This is a genomic window from Hymenobacter sp. NBH84 (assembly GCF_014217645.1).
GTDB lineage: Bacteria > Bacteroidota > Bacteroidia > Cytophagales > Hymenobacteraceae > Hymenobacter > Hymenobacter profundi.
The window spans coordinates 2,251,102-2,270,035 of sequence record NZ_CP043644.1; the positions used below are offsets into that span (position 1 = coordinate 2,251,102).

General features: G+C 57.9%; 15 protein-coding genes. 6 read left to right on the forward strand and 9 right to left on the reverse strand.

The window, feature by feature from the left end; all coding sequences use genetic code 11:
* Positions 1–3 precede the first annotated feature (3 nt).
* The 3 genes from F1C16_RS09445 to F1C16_RS09455 are packed head-to-tail and all read right to left on the reverse strand — an operon-like array spanning position 4 to position 4,662.
* Positions 4–1,146 carry a DUF4249 domain-containing protein gene (locus F1C16_RS09445; protein WP_185284073.1) on the reverse strand — a complete coding sequence of 381 codons (1,143 nt, stop codon included), beginning with the start codon at positions 1,144–1,146 and terminating at the stop codon, positions 4–6.
* A 6-nt stretch (positions 1,147–1,152) separates the two neighbouring features.
* Positions 1,153–3,909: a carboxypeptidase-like regulatory domain-containing protein gene (locus tag F1C16_RS09450; RefSeq protein ID WP_185284074.1), complete on the reverse strand. Its 2,757-nt coding sequence runs from the start codon at positions 3,907–3,909 to the stop codon at positions 1,153–1,155.
* Between the two features lie 9 nt (positions 3,910–3,918).
* The gene (locus tag F1C16_RS09455; RefSeq protein WP_185284075.1) at positions 3,919–4,662 is read right to left on the reverse strand and encodes a hypothetical protein; all 744 of its coding nucleotides are present in this window, start codon (positions 4,660–4,662) and stop codon (positions 3,919–3,921) included.
* Positions 4,663–4,988: 326 nt separating this feature from the next.
* On the opposite strand from F1C16_RS09455, the gene F1C16_RS09460 reads away from it, so the two are divergent.
* Together F1C16_RS09460 and F1C16_RS09465 are read left to right on the forward strand one after the other, a co-directional pair.
* Positions 4,989–6,017, forward strand: coding sequence for a bile acid:sodium symporter family protein (locus tag F1C16_RS09460; protein WP_185284076.1), 1,029 nt, complete (start codon positions 4,989–4,991; stop codon positions 6,015–6,017).
* A gap of 243 nt (positions 6,018–6,260) precedes the next feature.
* A complete protein-coding gene (locus F1C16_RS09465; protein ID WP_185284077.1) occupies positions 6,261–6,713 on the forward strand; it encodes an ankyrin repeat domain-containing protein in 453 nt (150 codons plus the stop codon).
* Positions 6,714–6,723: 10 nt separating this feature from the next.
* On the opposite strand, the gene F1C16_RS09470 is transcribed toward F1C16_RS09465, so the two are convergent.
* Entirely contained in the window at positions 6,724–8,058 is a 1,335-nt protein-coding gene (locus tag F1C16_RS09470; RefSeq protein ID WP_185284078.1) for a PepSY domain-containing protein, read from the reverse strand.
* A 294-nt stretch (positions 8,059–8,352) separates the two neighbouring features.
* On the opposite strand from F1C16_RS09470, the gene F1C16_RS09475 reads away from it, so the two are divergent.
* Together F1C16_RS09475 and F1C16_RS09480 are read left to right on the forward strand one after the other, a co-directional pair.
* Positions 8,353–10,722, forward strand: coding sequence for a TonB-dependent siderophore receptor (locus F1C16_RS09475; RefSeq protein ID WP_374940600.1), 2,370 nt, complete (start codon positions 8,353–8,355; stop codon positions 10,720–10,722).
* Between the two features lie 105 nt (positions 10,723–10,827).
* Complete coding sequence (locus F1C16_RS09480) at positions 10,828–11,664, forward strand: MIP/aquaporin family protein (RefSeq protein WP_185284080.1); 837 nt, start codon at positions 10,828–10,830, stop codon at positions 11,662–11,664.
* A 152-nt stretch (positions 11,665–11,816) separates the two neighbouring features.
* Here F1C16_RS09480 and F1C16_RS09485 read toward each other — a convergent pair whose 3' ends face one another.
* On the reverse strand, positions 11,817–12,677 hold the full coding sequence (locus F1C16_RS09485; protein ID WP_185284081.1) for an SDR family oxidoreductase: 861 nt from the start codon (positions 12,675–12,677) through the stop codon (positions 11,817–11,819).
* Positions 12,678–12,776: 99 nt separating this feature from the next.
* On the opposite strand from F1C16_RS09485, the gene F1C16_RS09490 reads away from it, so the two are divergent.
* Complete coding sequence (locus tag F1C16_RS09490; RefSeq protein ID WP_185284082.1) at positions 12,777–13,211, forward strand: helix-turn-helix domain-containing protein; 435 nt, start codon at positions 12,777–12,779, stop codon at positions 13,209–13,211.
* A 42-nt stretch (positions 13,212–13,253) separates the two neighbouring features.
* On the opposite strand, the gene F1C16_RS09495 is transcribed toward F1C16_RS09490, so the two are convergent.
* The 3 genes from F1C16_RS09495 to F1C16_RS09505 all read right to left on the reverse strand — a co-directional run bounded on the left by F1C16_RS09495 (position 13,254) and on the right by F1C16_RS09505 (position 17,494).
* The gene (locus F1C16_RS09495) at positions 13,254–15,713 is read right to left on the reverse strand and encodes a M1 family aminopeptidase (RefSeq protein WP_185284083.1); all 2,460 of its coding nucleotides are present in this window, start codon (positions 15,711–15,713) and stop codon (positions 13,254–13,256) included.
* A 97-nt stretch (positions 15,714–15,810) separates the two neighbouring features.
* Positions 15,811–16,644, reverse strand: a complete 834-nt coding sequence (gene ygiD, locus F1C16_RS09500) for a 4,5-DOPA dioxygenase extradiol (RefSeq protein WP_185284084.1) — start codon at positions 16,642–16,644, stop codon at positions 15,811–15,813.
* Positions 16,645–16,897: 253 nt separating this feature from the next.
* A complete protein-coding gene (locus F1C16_RS09505; protein WP_185284085.1) occupies positions 16,898–17,494 on the reverse strand; it encodes an FMN-dependent NADH-azoreductase in 597 nt (198 codons plus the stop codon).
* A gap of 216 nt (positions 17,495–17,710) precedes the next feature.
* Between F1C16_RS09505 and F1C16_RS09510 the strand changes: the two genes are divergently transcribed.
* Complete coding sequence (locus F1C16_RS09510) at positions 17,711–18,079, forward strand: helix-turn-helix domain-containing protein (RefSeq protein ID WP_185284086.1); 369 nt, start codon at positions 17,711–17,713, stop codon at positions 18,077–18,079.
* Positions 18,080–18,118: 39 nt separating this feature from the next.
* Here F1C16_RS09510 and proC read toward each other — a convergent pair whose 3' ends face one another.
* Positions 18,119–18,922 carry a pyrroline-5-carboxylate reductase gene (gene proC, locus F1C16_RS09515; protein WP_185284087.1) on the reverse strand — a complete coding sequence of 268 codons (804 nt, stop codon included), beginning with the start codon at positions 18,920–18,922 and terminating at the stop codon, positions 18,119–18,121.
* Positions 18,923–18,934 lie beyond the last annotated feature (12 nt).

The following is an 18,934-nucleotide window of genomic DNA, read 5'->3' on the forward strand; positions in this document are numbered from 1 at the left end:
GCGCTATTGCCAGAAAGAGGGCCGGACGTTGGTGCCCGACAGGCGGCAGTCGATACAGACAGCGCCGGCTCCTAGGTAGGAGCCCGCCCTGGGCTCCCCAGCCTCTAGTCGTCTGATCGGCAGCGGATTGCCGCCGTTGAAACGCCGTACATCATCTATCGTATCGGGCGTGGTGCACTGCTCGGCCAAGCCTGCCGACGGCCGCCATTCCCTCGGCAGCTCACCCCGGCTGATAAAGATTCTTTTCTGCGTTTCGGCCCCCACGCCCACGTAGCCAATCACTGGCTCGTCGGCGTTGGCGAGGGCGTGCATGTTGCCGGTGAGCTGCACGGGCAGCGGCCCAAAAATACTACCGATGTCTTCCGTGTTCTTTTTCAACAGCGTCAGGTAGTCATATTCCTCCTTGCTCTGGACCCGCTGCTTCACCAGAATACTGTATTTGTAGTACAGCTTCACTGATGACCTGGGCACCACCGTAATGGCGTGCCGCCGGATTGTATTTTCGCTGAGCGTGGTGGTGCTCAACACGTTTATTTTCGTGGAGTTAGCCGTTGCCCAGCAGCGGTATACGTCTTCCGTGCGGGGCACTATCCTACCGTTCTTGTATTCGATATCGGTGAGGAAAGCCGAGGTAAACTCCCACGTTTCCACAAAATCCCAGCGGTAAAACGGCGGGACGTTGGCCGCAGCGTGGGCGTCCACATAAATGCTTGCCCCATCGCCATCGGCGGTCCAATAGAGGTTGTCGATGGGGGGCGTGGTGAGGACGGGTTGCAAATCGGAGGCATATTCTGGCCCGGCGGCGGTGCGCAGGTGCAGGCGGTATTTCTTTGCCGGGTCCAGCATCAGCGGGGCCGAGGCGTAGGTACCGGGACTGGTTTCCGGCAACGTCTGCCGCTGCCCGGCGGCGTCCTCAATAAACACCGTTGCCTTGGTTTCCGGCGGCGGCGCGGCGGTTGTGGTCAGGCTGGCCGTGCGCGAAAGTTTGATGGTGGTGATGCCCTGGCTGTTGATGAAGCCATCCACCACGAGCAGCGCCGTTTGGGCGGCCGTCACCGGGGGGGTGTATTCCTCCAAACAACCCACCAGAAACAGCATCAGCAGGAAACCAAGCAGCTTCCACCCGCCATTTTTCGCGTGTCGCATATAGCGCTAGAATTTAAAGTTATAGGTAACCGTAGGAATCGGCTGGCCGAAAATCGACAGCTTATAGCCTTTGATAGCACCGCCTACCGACTTGAAATAGATGGAATAGGGATTTTGCCGGCCCGTCAGGTTGTACACGCCCACCGTCCAGGAGCTGTGGGCCAGCTTCCGGATTTTGTGGTTGCCCTCAATATTCAACCCCATATCCACCCGGTAGTAATCCGGCACGCGGTAGGCGTTGCGGTCGGAGTAGTACACGCGTGTGGTGCTGCCGTACGTGTATTTGGCCAGCGGCAGCGTAATGGGCCGGCCCGTGTTGTAGGTGAAGTTCAGGGAGGTGCTGAAGCGCTTATTGAACCGGTAATTGCCTACCAGGCTCACGTCGTGGGGCTTGTCGAAGTTGCTGGGGTAGTAGCGCCCGCCATTGATGGTTTCGTCCTGCGCCGCGCCTTTCACCTGCACCAGCGTGCGGGAATAGGTGTAGCTCAGCCAGCCGTTGAGCTTGCCGCGCGTTTTGCGAAGTAGAAACTCGGCGCCGTAGGCTTTGCCGCGGGCATTCACAATATCGGTTTCAATGTGCGGATTGAGCAGCAGCAGCGCCCCGCTTTTGTAGTCCACCACGTCGTGCAGCTTTTTGTAGTACACCTCCACCGACGTTTCAATCAGGTTCTGCTTGAAGTTGCGGTAGTACCCCAGGGCCAGCTGGTCGCCGCGCTGGGGGCGCACGTTGGCGTCGCTGAGCTTCCACACGTCGGTTGGCGACATGGTGGTCGTATTCGAGAGCATGTGGATGTACTGGCGGGTGCGGTTGTAGCTGGCTTTCACCGAGGAATTCTCGTCCAGCACGTAGCGCGCCGACGCCCGGTACTCGGGGCCGTGGTAGGTAGCCAGCACCTTGTTGGCAGCGTAGGCCACCGTGTCAGTGATGGTGGCCTCGTTGCGCGATACGCCTTCTTGGTAACGGTACACACTGCGCGGTCCTAGGGCATTATAGAGCGAATAGCGCAGCCCCAGCTCCACCGACAGCCGCGGCGAAAGTGTAATCTTATCGGCCGCGTAGATGGCGCTTTCCAGGGCCTTCTCCCGTCCTAATACCTGCGGCGCCACCAGCGACTCGTCCCCGGCTGGCAGCAGGCGGCCCGGCTCCACCTGGTAGAGTAAGGAGCTTAGGCCAGCGCTCAGCGTGTGCCGGTCATTAAGCAAATAGTTGGCATCGGCCTGCCCGCCAATCTGTAGTAGATTGTAACTCAAATTTGAGTTCAGCGCTGGGTTACCGTTTGTACTGATATCATAGTGGTAGCGGCTGTAGGTTCCCGCAACTGCGGTCGTCAGCCGTTCACTTACTATGTGCGTCCACTTCAGGCTAGCGGCCTGATTGGTATATTGATAGACGGTGTCGGAAGCCAACCGAAACCGGTCTTTGCTCATATAACCACTGAAAGATAAACTATTAGAAGGGCTGAATTCGTGCCGCAGTTGGGCGTTCAGATCGTAGAAGGAAGCCGAGCTGCTGTTAAATTCTTTCTGTGGTAGCTGGCGCATCAACCAGTCGGAGTAAGTACTGCGCCCACCTACCAAAAAGGTCGTTTTGTCGCTGCCAATAGGTCCTTCCAGCGTCAGGCGGCTGGTGAGCAAGCCGATGCCACCAGCGCCCTTCAGCTTTTGCCCGTTACCGCCACGCGACGTAATATCCAGCACCGACGACAATCGCCCACCGAAACGAGCAGGAATGGCCGCTTTATGTAGCTCCACGTTGTCGACCACATCGGGGTTGAAAGCCGAGAAAAAACCGAATAGGTGCGAAGGATTATACACGGTAGCACCATTCAGGAGCACGAGGTTCTGGTCGGCCGAGCCGCCGCGTACGTTCAATCCGGTATTACCCTCCCCTACCGACTTCACCCCCGGCAGCGTGAGCAGCACGCGCAGCACATCGGCCTCGCCCAGGGCGGTAGGTACTTGGCGAATGGTTTTAATATCGAGCTTTTCCACGCCCATCTGCGTGCTCACCACGTTCTTGTCGCGGTCGGCCTCCACGCGCACTTCAGCCAGGGTCATGGTACCGCTGCCCATCTCCACGTTCAGGCGGCCATCGCCGCGCAGTAGTACCTGGCGCTTGCTGGCCCGCAGGCCCAGACCTTTGACCCAGAGCGTATAGCGGCCATTGGGCAGTGTAAGGGCGTAGTGGCCGCGGGCGTCGGTGGCAGTGCTAGCCAGCGAGGGGTCTACGTACACGGCTACTCCTGGTATTGGATCGGTAGTACCCACGAAGTACACAAAGCCCGAGATAGTGCTGGTTTCGCCTTGGCCACCTCCTCGCCCAATTTCGTAAAGGCGGCGCTCCAGCGCCGCGAAGTACGCCGGCCCGTAGCGGTCTTGGTCTACTGCCGCCAAGGTAGCGGCAACGGACGCGGGCACCTTAGTGCGCGGGTCTGGCAGCTGCGTAGCAATACCTGTTTCCTTGGTAATGAAAATATTATGCGCATCATCAATGGCAAACCGTAGCCCCGTATCGCGCAAGGCTGAAGCCAGCACTGCGGGCAGTTGCTGCGCTGTAGCCTGCACCGTCACGCGCAGGTTTCCGATTTGCCGCTCGTCATAGTAGAAATGATAGTCCGACTGCGCTTCTACCGCCTGCACCAGATTCCCGAAAAATGTATTGTTCAGGTCGAGGGTGATGGGCACTGCCGGGCGGGCGGTTTGCGCCAACAAGCACGGAGCATAAATCAATAGCAAGAATAGCAATACGTAATTATTTTTCATTCTTCTGACTTATAAAATCGTATTTAAATATTTTACCCCTAACAATATCCAAGCTTCTTTATCTTCTCTAAAAATCAACTTTTTTTCACGTAAATAGGTAACTAGCACTTTCCTATTTTCAGGCCGAAGCCTAAATAAATCCTTCTTCGTTTTAACAGGTTTGGCTTGATTCTTCTCGATAACATAAAATTTATCTTTTAGTAAATAATAGGGTAATTCGCGTCTGTCCTTTACTTGGTCCTGCCGTTGTTTCTGACGCTTGGCCACTACCTGCAGCGGCCCAGTGGGCAGTAGTATATCGTAGAAGCCGGTTGCCAGACCGGCAGGCCGGGTGCTATCGGCCGCGAAACGGTGGAAAACGTGCCCGCCTAGCGTAAAATCGGTAATACGGGCCGTATCCAGCAGGAAACGCAGTGGACTTTCCGGATACTGCATCACCAGCTGGTCGGCCTGAATGTCGTAGAGTAGGCGCACACCGGCCACGGCTAAACCATCGTACACGATGCTACCCTGCCCGGCAGAATCGATCTGAAAATAAGGGTAGTGTTGCTTGTCATATCCCAGAAATACCGAATATTCAGGGCCGATAAAAACAGTTTTTCGCACGTTTATTCTGTCGTAATAAACTGTTTTTGCATAGGTTATAGAAGAATTTTCGACCACAGAATCCACAAGTATTTTTTGAGCAAATAGATCAACAGTACAGCTGCCGATAATCGCAAAAAAAATACACAGCATGCGCAGTATATTCATATCAATAACACGTTAAAAAATAATTTATACAGCCATTTTTATGCTAACGCGATACGCACGGCTCATTGCCCACAAATACGCGATACAAGATAGTGTTATTCTTCAGTTTGCCTAGCAGCCCGCGCCGCGACTCATACTTTTGCTGCTCACCCCTTGTTCTTACGAATAACTCAACCTTCTCCCCTACCCTCACTCCTGTTGCCGTCCTCCTTACCCGCTACGCGGCTACTCCGCAACTTGAGCTACCCAGCACTTATCTAATGAAATTCTAATAGCAGCCCCCTTATAGCTGTAGTACTTTTGCCGGTATACTATCTTCCCTTTTCATGTCCCAACCAGCTCCCACGCCGACCCCTCCTACTGGCTTTTCTGCCCTGCTAGCCCGCATCGCCAGTGAGTGGTTTTTATTAGGTCTAGCTGGCGTGGTGTTGCTTGCCTACCTTTTTCCAAATGCTGGCAGCGACGCCAGTCCCCTACCCTGGCACACCATCAAAACGGTGGGCGTGAGCATCATTTTCTTTGCGTATGGTCTGCGCCTGAGCCCGGCCAAGCTGAAAACCGGCATGCGCAACTGGCAGCTTCACTTGGTTACGCAGCTAACTACCTTCGCGCTTTTTCCGCTGCTGGCGCTGGCCGTACGGCCCTTTTTCACGGGTGCAGAGGGCGCGTTGCTTTGGCAAAGCATCTTCTTCCTGTGTGCCCTGCCCAGCACAGTTTCTACCTCGGTGGTGATGGTGAGCATTGCGCAGGGCAACATTCCGGCGGCTATTTTCAACGCCACGCTGTCGGGGTTGCTGGGCATTGCACTGACCCCACTGCTTACCGGACTGGTGCTGCAAACCAGCGCCACTGGCATTCCGCTGCAAGAGCTGATACTGGATTTGGTCGGGCAGGTGATTGTGCCCGTGGCGGCCGGCGTGCTGCTGAATCGCTGGCTGGGCGCCTTTGCCGAGCGCAATGGCAAGCTGCTGCGCATTTCCGATCAGGTGATTATCCTACTGATCGTCTTTACAGCATTTTGCGAATCCTTTGCCGAGGGCGTGTTCAGTAGCTATGCCTTGCAAGATGTAGTGGGCCTAAGCTTGGGTATGGTAGGGTTGTACTTCGCCGTATTTGGAATTGTATGGGGAGTGAGTGGCCTATTGGGTTTTCCGCGCGAAGACCGGATTACGGCCGTTTTTTGCGGTTCTAAAAAATCATTGGTTCACGGCAGCGTATTCGCCAGCCTGCTGTTTCCGGGGGCGGCTGCCGGGGCCTTATTGCTTCCGCTGATGCTATATCACGCGTTGCAAATCATTGTGGCGAGTACCATGGCGCAGCGCATGGGGAAACGAGCAGTCATTTCCGTCGTGTGAACACAAAGAGCGTGTAACACGCATCGCGTGCAGTAGTAGCCAAATTGCTCTTGTCAGAGACTCTATTTTGTATCGTTATAGCTACCTCTAACTTCAAAAAATTTAATTTTTATCTAATAACGAGTGCTTTATTACGCGGTGAAACATGATTTTCAGTAGATCTATCAGTTCGCGCACAATTTTTGGTTACGCCTCGCGCTTACCTACTGTTTTTGGTCGACCGATTTTTCTATTCGCTTTCTCATGCGCAAACTTTTCCTTACGCTATTAGTATCCCTGACGCTTGTAAGTATTGCCTCTGCACAAACGCCAGCCAAAGACTTATACACCGCAGTTCTCAAGAATAAGTCGGCTGAGGTAGAAGCGCTGCTTACCAGCGGGGCCGATGCCAACGCTTCCGTAGAGATGGTACCGGGTTTCCCGACCACCTATCTGATTATCGCAGCCGGGCAAAACCACCTCGATATTGTGAAAAGCCTGCTCCAACACAAGGCTTCGGTAAACAAAGCAGATAACTTTCGGAATACGCCCCTAATGGCTGCTGCCGCCAAAGGCCATGTTCAGGTAGTGCAACTATTGCTCGCTAGCGGCGCCGACGCCAAGATGCAGGACGACGACGGCAAGAACGCCTTGGCACTCGCCAAAGAGGGCAACCACGCTGCCGTAGTTGCCCTCCTCGAACCCAAAACCAAGTAGCGCTAGGGTGCTACGCCGGCCGGCCTACCACTGCCGGTTGCCCAATAGCCGCTGACCGTGCACTAGAACGCCGATTGCTTTTCTGCCGCTTGTTCAGCCAGATAATTACCCCCGTAATGGGTAGGCTGGTGGCGATTAAGCAAACCAGAAAATACAGAATCTTGGAAAAGGTGCCTGCTACCTCGCCCGTGTGCAGGGGTTTGATGAGGATAGTCAGTTGCTCATTGAAGGGCTTGGCGGCGAAGATATCGGCCTTGAGCACGGTGCCGCTATACTGGTCCAGCGTGAGGCGGTCGGTGCCAGCCAGGGCAAAGAAGCCCGTTTTTGTTTTTTGAACACTAGCCGAGCCTTCCGGGCCTTTGGGTAGGGTTAGGCGTACATCGCCGGGGTAGGCCAACTGGCGGTTAGCCAGGGCCAGGTAGTCGTCGGCGGAGAGGGTGCGACCAGCGGCGGCGGGCACGGCCGAAGGCAGTGGCTTCTCGCCCCTTCCTCCAAATACTTTGGCGCCCAACAAGCTGCTTAGGCCATCGCGGTACCACTCAAACGACCAGCACAGGCCCGTCAGCGACATCACTGTGAGCAGGCCCAGCGCGTAGAATCCCAGTGTATTATGCAGATCGTGGTTGAGGCGCTTACGGCTTGCGTTGGTTTTAATGACGAAGCCGGGCCGCCACATTTTCCATTTGCTCCACTGCTTTAGCTTAGCCGGCGCCCACAACACCAGCCCGGTTAGCTGCAACACCACAAAAATCAGTGTGGCAGTTCCTACCAGTATCTGGCCCACGCCCCCTTCAATCAGCAGCCAGCGGTGCAGGCCCATCACGCCCATAAAGAACTTGGACAGGCCGGTTTCGGTGTTGCCTTGCACGGCGGCGGTGTAGGGATTCACGAGCAGCGTCTGCGAGTCCTGGTTGCCGCGCTTGCCGCCTTTGCCACCCCGGCCCTCCTTGCCGCCGCCCCGGTGACCTCCATGGCCGGGCTTACCCCCGGCTTGTTGCTCCGCCTTTTCCTCGGCTTGCTGGCGCGCCAGGGCTTTCCGGGTAGTCAGCGAGAAGGCCCAGGCCCGCTCAGAGTCGGCGGGAATGCTTAGGGCTACCACTTTGCTGGCTGGGTAGGCTTGCTCCAGGCGGCTTACCAGAGTAGAGGCCGGCAGCGGCTGCCCGGCGGCGGGCGGAGTTACATGGTAGGCATCTGCCTCCACGGCCTGTGTAATTTCGGTGCGGAAGGTATAGAGGGTGCCGCTCAGACACACAATGAACAGGATAAGGCCGCTACCTACCCCCAACCATAGGTGAATGTCTAGGATAAACTTGCGTAGCGTGTAACCACTTTTCTCAGTTGTCACGGGAAACGGAATGAAGGGTAGGAAATGAATAAGGAAGAAGGCGACGCTAATTTAGATTAATTATAAATTAAATCGCTACGTGTGGGATCCATCTTTTCTGCATACCCGCTCTTCATGGGTCAAGCGTTTCATTATTCAATTTTACCTCTTATTTAGAAATAATAAAAATAGACTAAGGCTTATTTGTTTTAATTCTAATTTGGAAGTTGCTTTGCCAATATTTTGAATCATTACAAATAAGGTATGGCAACACGTCTCCTCTTCCTCCCTTTGTTTTTTGGCATTGCGTTCCCTGTGGATACTTTGGCGCAGTCTATACCGCGTACGGCAGCTCGCCAAGTGCAACAAGAAAACGGAACGCTAACCGGCCAGATACGGCTAGCCGACGGGCAAGCCGCGGAGTCGGTGGCAGTGCTTGTGCAGGGCACCTCGCTGGGCACGAATACGGATGCAGACGGGCGTTTTCGCTTGCAGGCGCCTGCGGGCTGGCTGACGGTAGCTGTTACCCACGTAGGCTATGTAACTCAACTACTGACGGTGGAAGTGAAAGCCGGTCAGGCCATTGCGATGGCCCCACTAACGCTGGCAAAAGACCAACGCCAGCTTTCGGAGGTGACTGTGACGGGCAACCGCACCATCAACGAAAAGCCCGTGGCCGTGGGCAAGCTGCCGGTGCGCCCGCTGGATTTGCCCCAGAGCATCGTCACCATCGACCAGCAGGTGCTGGAGCAGCAGCAGGTGCTGCGCCTGAGCGACGCGCTGGCCAACGTGAGTGGCGTGTATGTGATGGGTACCACCGGCGGCACTCAGGAAGAACTGGCCAGCCGGGGCTTCTCGATGGGTAGCAGCAACACCTTCAAAAATGGCGTGCGCTACAACAACGGCGCGCTGCCGGAAGCCACGGCTTTGGAAAGCTTCGAGGTGATGAAGGGTAGCAACGCTATTCTGTACGGCAACGTGGCGGCTGGCGGTATTATCAATCTAGTCACCAAAAAGCCCCGTTTCGAGCAGGGCGGGCAGGTAGGGATGCGCGTGGGTAGCTACGATTTCTACAAGCCGTTTGTGGATGTGTACGGCGCCGTGAACAGCTCCGAGCACGTGGCTTACCGGGTGAACGCCACCTACGAAAACGCCCGCAGCTTCCGCCAGGGCGTGTCGTCGAACCGCTTCTACGTGAATCCATCGCTGCTTTTCAAGGTAGGCGAGAAAACGGATTTGCTGGTGGAAGGCGACTACCTCCACGACGAGCGCACCCCTGACTACGGCATTGGCACCATCAACTACCGCATTGTGGACGTGCCGCGCAGCCGGTTCTTAGGATCCAAATGGGCGTATAACAACACCGACCAGACCAGCCTCACCACTACCCTCACCCACCGCCTTTCCGACCGCTGGCAAGTGCGCCTGATTGGCGGCTACCAAGCCTACGACAACGACCAGCGCAGCACTTCCCGTCCCATTGGAGTGCTCGAAAACGGCGACTGGAGCCGCAACGCCCAAGGCAGCCAGACTATGCAGGACTACTTTCTGGGTGAGCTGAACGTAACGGGTAAGTTCAAAACGTTCTTCCTCAGCCACGCTGTGCTGGTAGGCATGGATGCCGATAAGTACAACACCACTACGCCCTCCTATACGGCCGTAGCCTACGACAAAATCAATATCCTGGACTTGGATAAGTACACGCAGCGTGGCGACCTGCCGGCCCTATCGCTGGCCTCGCGTAATAATACTCCCATCCGGCGGGTAGGGGCCTACGTGCAGGATTTGATCAGCGTGGACGAAAAAGTGAAGATACTGGCCGGCGTGCGCTATACGTATCAGGAAACCGGTACGAAGTCGCTGTCATACAAGGACTACTCCGTGACGCAGAGCAAGCGCTACGACGACGCTTTTTCGCCGCGCCTGGGCCTGGTGTATCAGCCCATCAAGACCAGCTCCATCTTTGCTTCCTACTCCAACTCGTTTGTGCTGAACTCGGGTATTAGTCAAACTGGCGGTGCGCTGCCACCGTCCACCCTCAATCAGTTTGAGGTAGGTGTGAAAAACGACCTGTTCAACGGAGCCGTATCGGCCAACGTGACGGCCTACCACATCGTGAACGACGGACAGGTACAGACCATTCTGCAAAACAGCCCGCGCTTTAATCCAGATTTTCCCAATGCTCAAGAATTGGCGGGTGAAGTGACCAGCAAGGGCTTAGAAGTGGACATTCTTAGCAAGCCCTATAAAGGCTGGTCGCTGATTGGGGGCTATAGCTACAACCACACCTCCTACACCAAGAGCAACATCTACGAGGTAGGAAGCCTGCTGCGCTACAACCCCAACCACACGGCCAACATGAGCGTGTTCTACACCCTCGACCACTCCACGCTGCGCGGGCTGCAAGCGGGTTTCACGGCTTATTATGTGGGCGAGCGGCAGGCGGGCCGCAACACCCGCCTGGTTGGCAGCAACGGCCAGCCCATCAACGACACGTTTCAGCTGATTCCGCTGCCTGGCTACACGCAGTTTGATGCGTCGGTGGGCTATGCCTACCAGCGCCTCACGCTGCGCCTGAAGCTCTCCAACCTGCTCGATAAGCTTAGCTACAACGCTCACGACGATAACAGCATCAACCCCATTGCGCCACGCCAAATGGCCGCTACGCTCACGTATCAACTGTAAAAAAAGGTTGGGGTAGATCAGCGAAAAAAGCTGAATCGTAGGAAGCCAACACTTTAACCGGGGCTGCGTTAAGCGAATACTATTTGCTTCACGCAGCTCCCGCTTATGTCCACCTCCACTTCTGGCCTGCTCGCTACCCTCCGGCGCCATTGGACCTACTATGTAGCGGAAGCAGCCGGAGCGGCCACGTTTATCATTGTGGCGTCGTGCGCGGCGGTGGTGGTGCAACACCCTACCTCGCCAGTGCGGCAGTGGCTGGGCGACAATGAGTTGCTGCGCCACGTGGTACTGGGCCTACCCATTGGCCTAGCCGTGGCCCTCATGACGTATAGTGCCTGGGGGCAGCGCTCGGGGGCGCACCTCAACCCGGCCGTCACGCTGGCGTTCTGGCAGTTAGGTAGCCTCAGCGCCACCGATACGTTTTGGTACGTGGTGTTTCAGTTTGCGGGCGCTCTGACCGGCGGCTTCCTGATGGAGCAGGTACTGGCGCCTTGGTATACTCACCCAGACATCAAGCAAAACGTGACGGTGCCCGGCGACTGGGGCGTGGGTGTGGCACTGCTGGCCGAAGCCGCTATTTCGGCCTTTTTCATGTTTGTGCTGCTCTGGGCGCTGCACTCCGAGCAGCGGCGCAAGTATGCCGGCTGGCTGCTGGCCGGCTTGCTGGCCCTCTACATTGCCTTCGAAACGCCGCTTTCAGGGATGAGCCTGAACCCCGCCCGGTCGCTGGGCACAGCCGTAGCGGCTGGCAATTTCACGGGGCTGTGGGTGTATTTTGTGGCGCCCATTGCCTCTATGTGGCTGGTGGCGGTGCTCTTTCAGCGCTATTACCACGGCGCGACATTTGAATGCGCCGTTTTGGCCGGCTGCGCCACCCCCGCCGAAGCCGGTCCGTATGCCCGGCAACAGCCCCAGTTCCCCGATCCGCAGGGCGACAAGTAGCTGCTGGTTCTCCTCCCCTATCTACCCGCTTGGGCTAGAACAGGCAGTACAGTGACGTGACCTAATGCCTCTCTACATTACGCAAACGGCCTCCGTTTTTACCTTACAGAGTAAAGTAAAAACGGAGGCCGTTTGCTGAATAATTCTGCTGTTTACTTACCGTAAACGCCCGTCAGGAACGTTTTCAAGTCGGTGGGGCGGCGGCCTAGCAGTTGCTCCAGGGTAGGGCTGCTGAGGTTGAACTCATCGGCCGCCATGGCTTTTGATAAGCCGACCATCATCATCACTACGGGTTCGGGCACGTGGTGCTCGCGCATGCCGGCGGCCAGGGCTTCCGGCGTAATGGGCACATACTGCACGGGCTGACCGGCAACCTCGCTCAGCGTAGCCGCAACATCCTGGAAGGAATAGGCCGGTGCGGGCGCCAGGTCGTAGGTCTGGTTGTCGTGGCCGGAGGTAGCCAAGATGGCGGCCGTGGCCTCGGCCAGGTCCTGGCGGAGCGCGTAGCTCACCTTACCCTCGCCGGCCGCAGCGTAGAGCTGGCCGCTGGGTAGGGCGTTTTCCCCGATCATCATAGGTAGGATGTCCAGGTACAGCGTATTGCGTAGCAGCGTGTATGTCAGCCCCGACTCTTTAAGGTAGGCCTCGGTGGCCACGTGGCTGGGCGAGGCGCCGAAGTGCGAATCGGCCGAAGGATTGATAACGCTGGTATACAGCACGTGGCGCACGCCCGCTGCTTTGGCCGCGTCAATCACGTTTTTGTGCTGCTGCAAGCGGTTTTCCAAGTCGTCACCAGAAATCAGCAGCACCTTCTCCGCGCCTTGAAAGGCAACTTGCAGCGTGGCGGGGTCGTTGTAGTCGCCCTGTCGCACCTGCACGCCCTGGGCACTCAGGTCGGTGGCTTTTTGCGGGTCTCGCACCAACGCAATCAGTTGGTTGGCAGGAACTTTAGACAATAGAGCGTTGAGGGTAGCCTGGCCGAGGTGGCCGGTAGCTCCGGTGATGGCAATCATGGGCTTGGTTCTTTTAAATACAATAGTTACTTTTAGTAACCCAAAGCTAGCAGGTGTGTTTATCGTCTGCAAGAAGGCATTTTCTTATTCCTTAGGCACATGCACGTAACTATCACTGATAATCAGCCCCTTGTTTTTCGAGCTGAGGCGCAAAAAATTTTGCAAGATGCCCAAACGGCCGCCAGCATTTGCCCCGTGCGCCACGTCCTCGACCGTATCGGCGATAAATGGTCGTTGCTCTGCATCCTGCACCTGGGCGCCACCGACACGCTGCGCTTCAACGAGTTGCGCAAGCAAATCGGCGACGTATCGCAGCGCATGCTTACCGTCACGCTTCGCTCCCTGGAAGCCGATGGGCTAGTGCAGCGCCACGTATACGCCGAGGTGCCGCCCCGCGTGGAGTATCAGCTCACGCCGCTGGGCCACAGCTTGCTTGTTGCCTTCTCGGGCCTGGGCACCTGGGCCAATGCGCACGCGCAGGAGGTAGCCCAGGCCCGGCAGGCGTTTGCGGCGCGGGAAAAGACGGAGAGGTAGAAACCCAGCCAACAACCCGCGTTCTTCGTTCTACCTCCTCGCCTACGCCGCTTCTATTTCTGCTACGGCCTGCGCTACCAGTGTAGCCGCAAGCGCCGCATTGGGGCGGCCGGCCTGGCGCCGCTGAATCTGGCGGAGCAGGCCAATCAGCCGCTTGTAATCCAGGTAGGGTTTGAAGCCTACCGTCAGGTCTTTGATGCGGGTGATGCCTTCGGTCAGGGCGGTAGGGTCGTCGAGGCGGCCTAGGATTTCGCCCAGGCCGGGCAGCATGTCCAGACGGTTTATGGGGGTAGCGGCGTCGTACTTTTTCCGCATCAGGGGCCATTGCGCCAGCGTGCCTACCTGGCCGTATACCTGCACCAGGGCTACTGTGAGGGCACCCGTATTGTCGGCTTCCAAAGCCAACGCGCGGGTCAGAGCCAGCTTCGGATTCAGCGGCAACAGCCCTTGCAGCGCCGCCCCCTGCACCCGGTACGACGGACTTTCTAAAGCCTGCGCAAACAGCGGGGCATACCGTTTCTCCTTGAGCGAACCCAACGCCAGCAGCGCCGCCGCCCGCACCTGCACCGACGAATCGATTGTAGCGAGCTGTAGCAGCGCGGGCGTAGCCGCTTTACGCAAACCCGCCTGCTGGAGCGCCAGGGATTCGATAGCAAACTGGCGCAGCACCGGCGACTGATCGGCCAGGCCCGCTACCAGTAGCTGTTGGGCCACTGGCTGGGTAACCTGCGTTTGGGCGGCCGCCAGGGCTTCGCGACGGTCGAGGTAGCGCGGGGCGTGGTGGAACTGGTAGGCGTACGCGGCCAGCGGCTTGTTGTCGGTTTTCTGCCAGACCAGCACCTTTTCGGCGTCCACGTTCACCAAATCCGGCTTGCTGGCCGACGGAAAGCGGAAGGTTTCGGTGGCCGCCCGCACGGTAATGTGGTGGCGCGTGGGCTGGCCATTCGCGTATACATCCACGGCCAGCGGCAGTTGAAAGGCCGGTCCCGGCTGGGTTTGCCTGATGGTGACTTGCTGCTCCTTCCGAGCCGCATCCCAGGCGTAGTCAATCGTGACAATGGGGTGACCGGCGCGGTAGTACCACTGGTTGAAAAACCAGTTCAGATCCTGCCCCGATGCCTCTTCCAGGGCCAGCCGCAGCTGCTGGGCCTCGCCGGTTCCGAAAGCGTTTTGGGTCAGGTAGCGCTGTAAGCCCTTAAAAAACACTTCTTCCCCCAGGTAGCTACGCAGCATGTTCAGGATGCTACCGCCCTTTTGGTAGCTCACCCCGTCGAACATGTCTTCCTTGTCGGCGTAGGTGAAGCGCACGAGCGGCTTGGCATAGTTGCCGGCGCTGCTCAGGTAGTTGCGCAGGCTGCGGTCGGCCTGGGCGGCGCCAGCATCGGGGCCGTGGGCGTGCTCGGCCCACAGCACCTCCGAGAAATTGGCAAACGACTCGTTCATGGTCAGGTTGCTCCAGCTTTCGGCCGTCACGTAGTCGCCAAACCACTGATGAAACAGCTCGTGGGCTATTTCGCGCTCCACATCGGCGTACTCCCAGTCCAGCTGCTCGCGGGCGGTGCCCTGGGCGTGCGGCCCAAACAACGAGGCCGTGGTATTTTCCATCGCCCCACTCACGTAGTCGCGCACCACCACCTGGGCGTACTTCTGCCACGGAAACTCCACGCCCAAACGCTTAGAAAAAAACTCCAGCATGGGGGGCGTCTGCCCGAAAATGGCGCGGGCCTGCGCGGCGTACCGCGGCTCCAAGTAGTAGCTCACCTCCTTGCCGCGCCAGGTATCGGTGGTTTTTTGGAAGTCGCCCACAGCCAGCATAAATAGGTAGGGCGCGTGGGGCTGCGCCATTTTCCAAGTGTCGCGGCGCAGGCCGGGGCCGGCAGGCACCTGGCTCACCAGCAGGCCGTTGCTGAGGGTAGCGTACTTAGCGGGCACCGTCAGACTGATTTCGGAGGTAGACTTCTGGTTGGGCTTGTCGATGGTTGGGAACCAGGCCGAATTGGCTTCCGTCTCGCCCTGCGTCCAGATTTGCACAGGCTTGCCGGCCTCCGCGCTGTCGGGGTTGATGAAGTAGAGGCCCTTGGCATCTCGAATAGCCGCCGAGCCCTTCGCGTGCAGCTCGTCGGGTTTGGCCGTGTACTCGATGTAGATGGTATACGCCTCCCCCGCCGGCACCATTCGCCCCAACCGAATCAGCAATTGCCGCTGGTTGTAGTCGTATGGCAGGGGCTGCGGCACATCCCCCTTCATCAAGGCCACTGCCTGAATATCCATGCCCTGCGCATCCAACCGCAGCGAGTCGGTGGCGTAGGCGTGCGGCTTTAGCGTTAGCCATTCTTTGCCGTAGGCGTAGCGCTTGGCGTAGTCGAACCGCAGGTCCAGCCGCGTGTGCACCAGTTCGTTGACTTTGCGAGGCGTGGCGCGATACACGGTATCAGTCGGTTGCTGGGCAACCGCCGGGGTAGCAACGGCAAAGGCGAGCAGCAGCAGAAGTAGATTTCGCATCAGGTGCACAAGATGAATAGACTTGTGCTATGGTAGATGTACGGCCGGCGCAGAGGGTTGCCTGTCCACTCGGGTAGCCAGCACTAGAACGCCGCCCCTACCCTACCACAAACGTGCGCATGCTCATCCCACCAAAGCTCACCTCCTCGAAGGCGTGCCGGATATCGTCGTCGGCTTCGGCTAGGGCCAGGCTGTAGAGCATCGGGATGTAGTGGTCGGGGGTAGGCACGGCGAGGGAACCGGCGGCGCCGGCCTGCTGGTAGTGTGCCAGCGCCAACAGGTCGCGCTGATCGATTTTCTGCTTGGCCCAGGCGTCAAACTCCGCGGCCCAGGCGTGGGGCGCGGGGTTGTTGTGCAGGAAGTGGGGCATGCTCTGACGGAGGTTGTGCACAATGTTGCCGCTGCCTACCACCAGCACCCCGCGCCGGCGCAGAAATTGGAGCTGCCGGGCCAGCTCGGCGTGGAAGGTGAGCGGCCGGCCGTAGTCAATGCTGAGCTGAAACACCGGAATATCTGCCTCCGGAAACAAGTGGTGCAGCACCGTCCAGGTGCCGTGGTCGAGGCCCCACTCGTCGGTGGGGTGGGCGTCGGGTAGGGCGGCCAGCACCTCCTGGGCCACGTCAGGTGCGCCGGGCGCGGGGTATTGCATGGCAAACAGCTCGTCGGGAAAGCCGCCGAAGTCGTGGATGGTTTCGGGCCGCTCGTTCACGGCCACGTAGGTGCCGCGCGTGAGCCAATGCGCCGACACCACCAGCACCGCCCGCGGCGGTTGCCGGTTTCGGATATCCCTACCCAGCTGGTGCAGGGTTTGGGTGAAGGGGTTATCGGCCAGCGCGTTCATGGGCGAGCCGTGCCCCACGAAAAGCACCGGCATTTTATCGGTTTTCTGAAACGCGGAAGCGGTTTTGTGGAGGTCTTGCAGAGAGTTCATAGCAAAGGCGAAGGGGTGGTAGCGCTGGGTTTTCCGGGAATCTTACTACTATCCGAGGGCAGCGTTGACTTGCAACAACAGTACCGCGTCCGTAGCAGCAGAACCCTAATTATAGGGTAGGAACAAGGCCAGCTATTTCACTTAAGATAACAATCTAATGAGGCAAACTGCGCAAAATCATTCAGCCATTACCTCAGGCGAGGCGCCCCAGCCCAGCGGCCGTCGGGTTGGTACGCCTCGCCTGAGGTAATGGCTAGACGGCCACGCTATCTAGGCCTTTTTGCAGGGCTTGGGCCTGAAATTCGGGTAGCTTCACGCCCTCGGCGCGGGCTACGGTTATGTCGGTCATACCCAGGAACCCGAGCATCCAGCGTAGGTAGGGCGTAGCAAAATCGTAGGGCTGCATGGGTCCCTCGGAGTAGATGCCGCCACTGGCTACGGCCAGGTACACCCGCTTATCCGTTATCAGTCCCTCCGGGCCGGTAGGCGTGTAGCGGAACGTGATGCCCGCCCGCGTCAGGTGGTCGAGCCACGATTTCAGCGACGAAGCAATGGAGAAGTTATAAAACGGCACTCCAATGACCAGCACATCGGCAGCGAGTACCTCCGCAATGGCCTCATCGGAGTGGCGCACGGCCTGCTGCTGCTCCGTCGAACGCGCCTCAACCGGTGTGAAATAGGCTTGCAGATGGGCTTCTTCCAGGTGAGGAAACGGATTCTTAGCCAGGTTGCGTACTACCACGGAGCTACCAGGATGCGCCGCGCGTAGCTTGTCGATAATTCCCTGGCTGAGTTGGGTGCTGTACGACTCGGCCCCGCGGGCGCTGGAAATAATTTGCAGGATCTGCATAGGAAAAAAGGTAAAATGAGGAAGAAAAAACGATGCGAAAACGGGCAGCATCTACCCACCCTGTTTCGACGTACCACTGGTACTCTGGTTTCCTCAAGTAATCAGCTACCCTTTTGTTTGCTCTCCGTAGAAGTTGCAGATTACGCCCTCGTAACCTGATTTCCGGTAGGTAATCAGCTGTTTTTCTTCCAAATCACAATTTTTCTTTACTCTACTATGCTCAAGCATAACGCCGCGGAATGCACCCACACCATAGAAGGATTACGTAGCGCGCTGACCGTGTTCAGCGGCAAATGGAAGCTGCAAATAATCGTAGCGCTGCTCTCAGGTGTGCATCACTTCCGGGGCCTGGAGCGCAGTATTCCGGGTATCTCCACGAAAGTGCTGGCCAAGGAGCTCAAGGACTTAGAAGCCCACCAGCTCCTTGCGCGCACGGTGCATCCCGGCCCGCCGGTTGTAGTCGAATACCAAGCGCTGCCCTATGCCAGCACGCTTGAGCCCGTTATCAGCATCCTAAAAGACTGGGGAAATGCGCATCAGCTTCGATTAGATGCTGCCTCGGCTGCCCATACACAGGAAGTATAGGCTAGGCAAGCCGAGTGGGAATGGTATGTATCCTGTACCCTACCCTTTCGACAGCTCCCCCGCCCGGCGCTCGGCCGCGCTAATTCCCCCAATCAGCGCCCCCGCCAAATCCCGCTCCCCGAATACCGTGAGGGCCGCCTCCGTGGTGCCGCCCTTCGAGGCTACGGCCTTAATCAACTCATCCAGCGACTTTTCGGAGTTGTTGAGCAAGTGGAAGGAGCCCAACATCGTTTGCTTCACCAACTGCGCGGCCAAGGCCTCGTCGAAGCCCAGCTGGCGGCCGGCCTCAATCATGGCCCGCACAATGTAGAAGAAGTAGGCCGGGCCGCTGCCGCTCACGGCTGTGGCGGCGTCGAGCAGGTTTTCCTGCTCTAGAAACACGGCCCGCCCGGTGGAGTTAATCAGGTTTTCCACCTGCCGGATTTGCCGCACCGTCAGGCCCTCGGCGGCGGCGTAGGCCGTCATGCCCAGCCCGATGAGAGCCGGCGTGTTGGGCATGGCCCGAATGATGAGCGGATGCGCCAGCTCCTGCTGCAACCGCGCAATGGGAATGCCGGCCATGATGGACAGCACCATCTGATGGGGCTGTACCACATCGCGCAGTTCCCGCGCTACCGCGCTGAAGTCCTGGGGCTTCACGGCCACAATGATTAGGTCATACTGGCCTACCTCCTGCGTGATACCCAACAGTACGCGCCCGGCCTGCCTACCCTCCAGCTCCGTCTGCCGGGCCGGGCTCTTAGCCACCAGCAGCATGTTTTCGGGCTTCACCAGGTTGTTTTGCAGGAAGGATTTGGCGTAGGCCATGCCCATGTTGCCGCATCCAATAATTGCTACGCGCATTGCTGTGAGGGT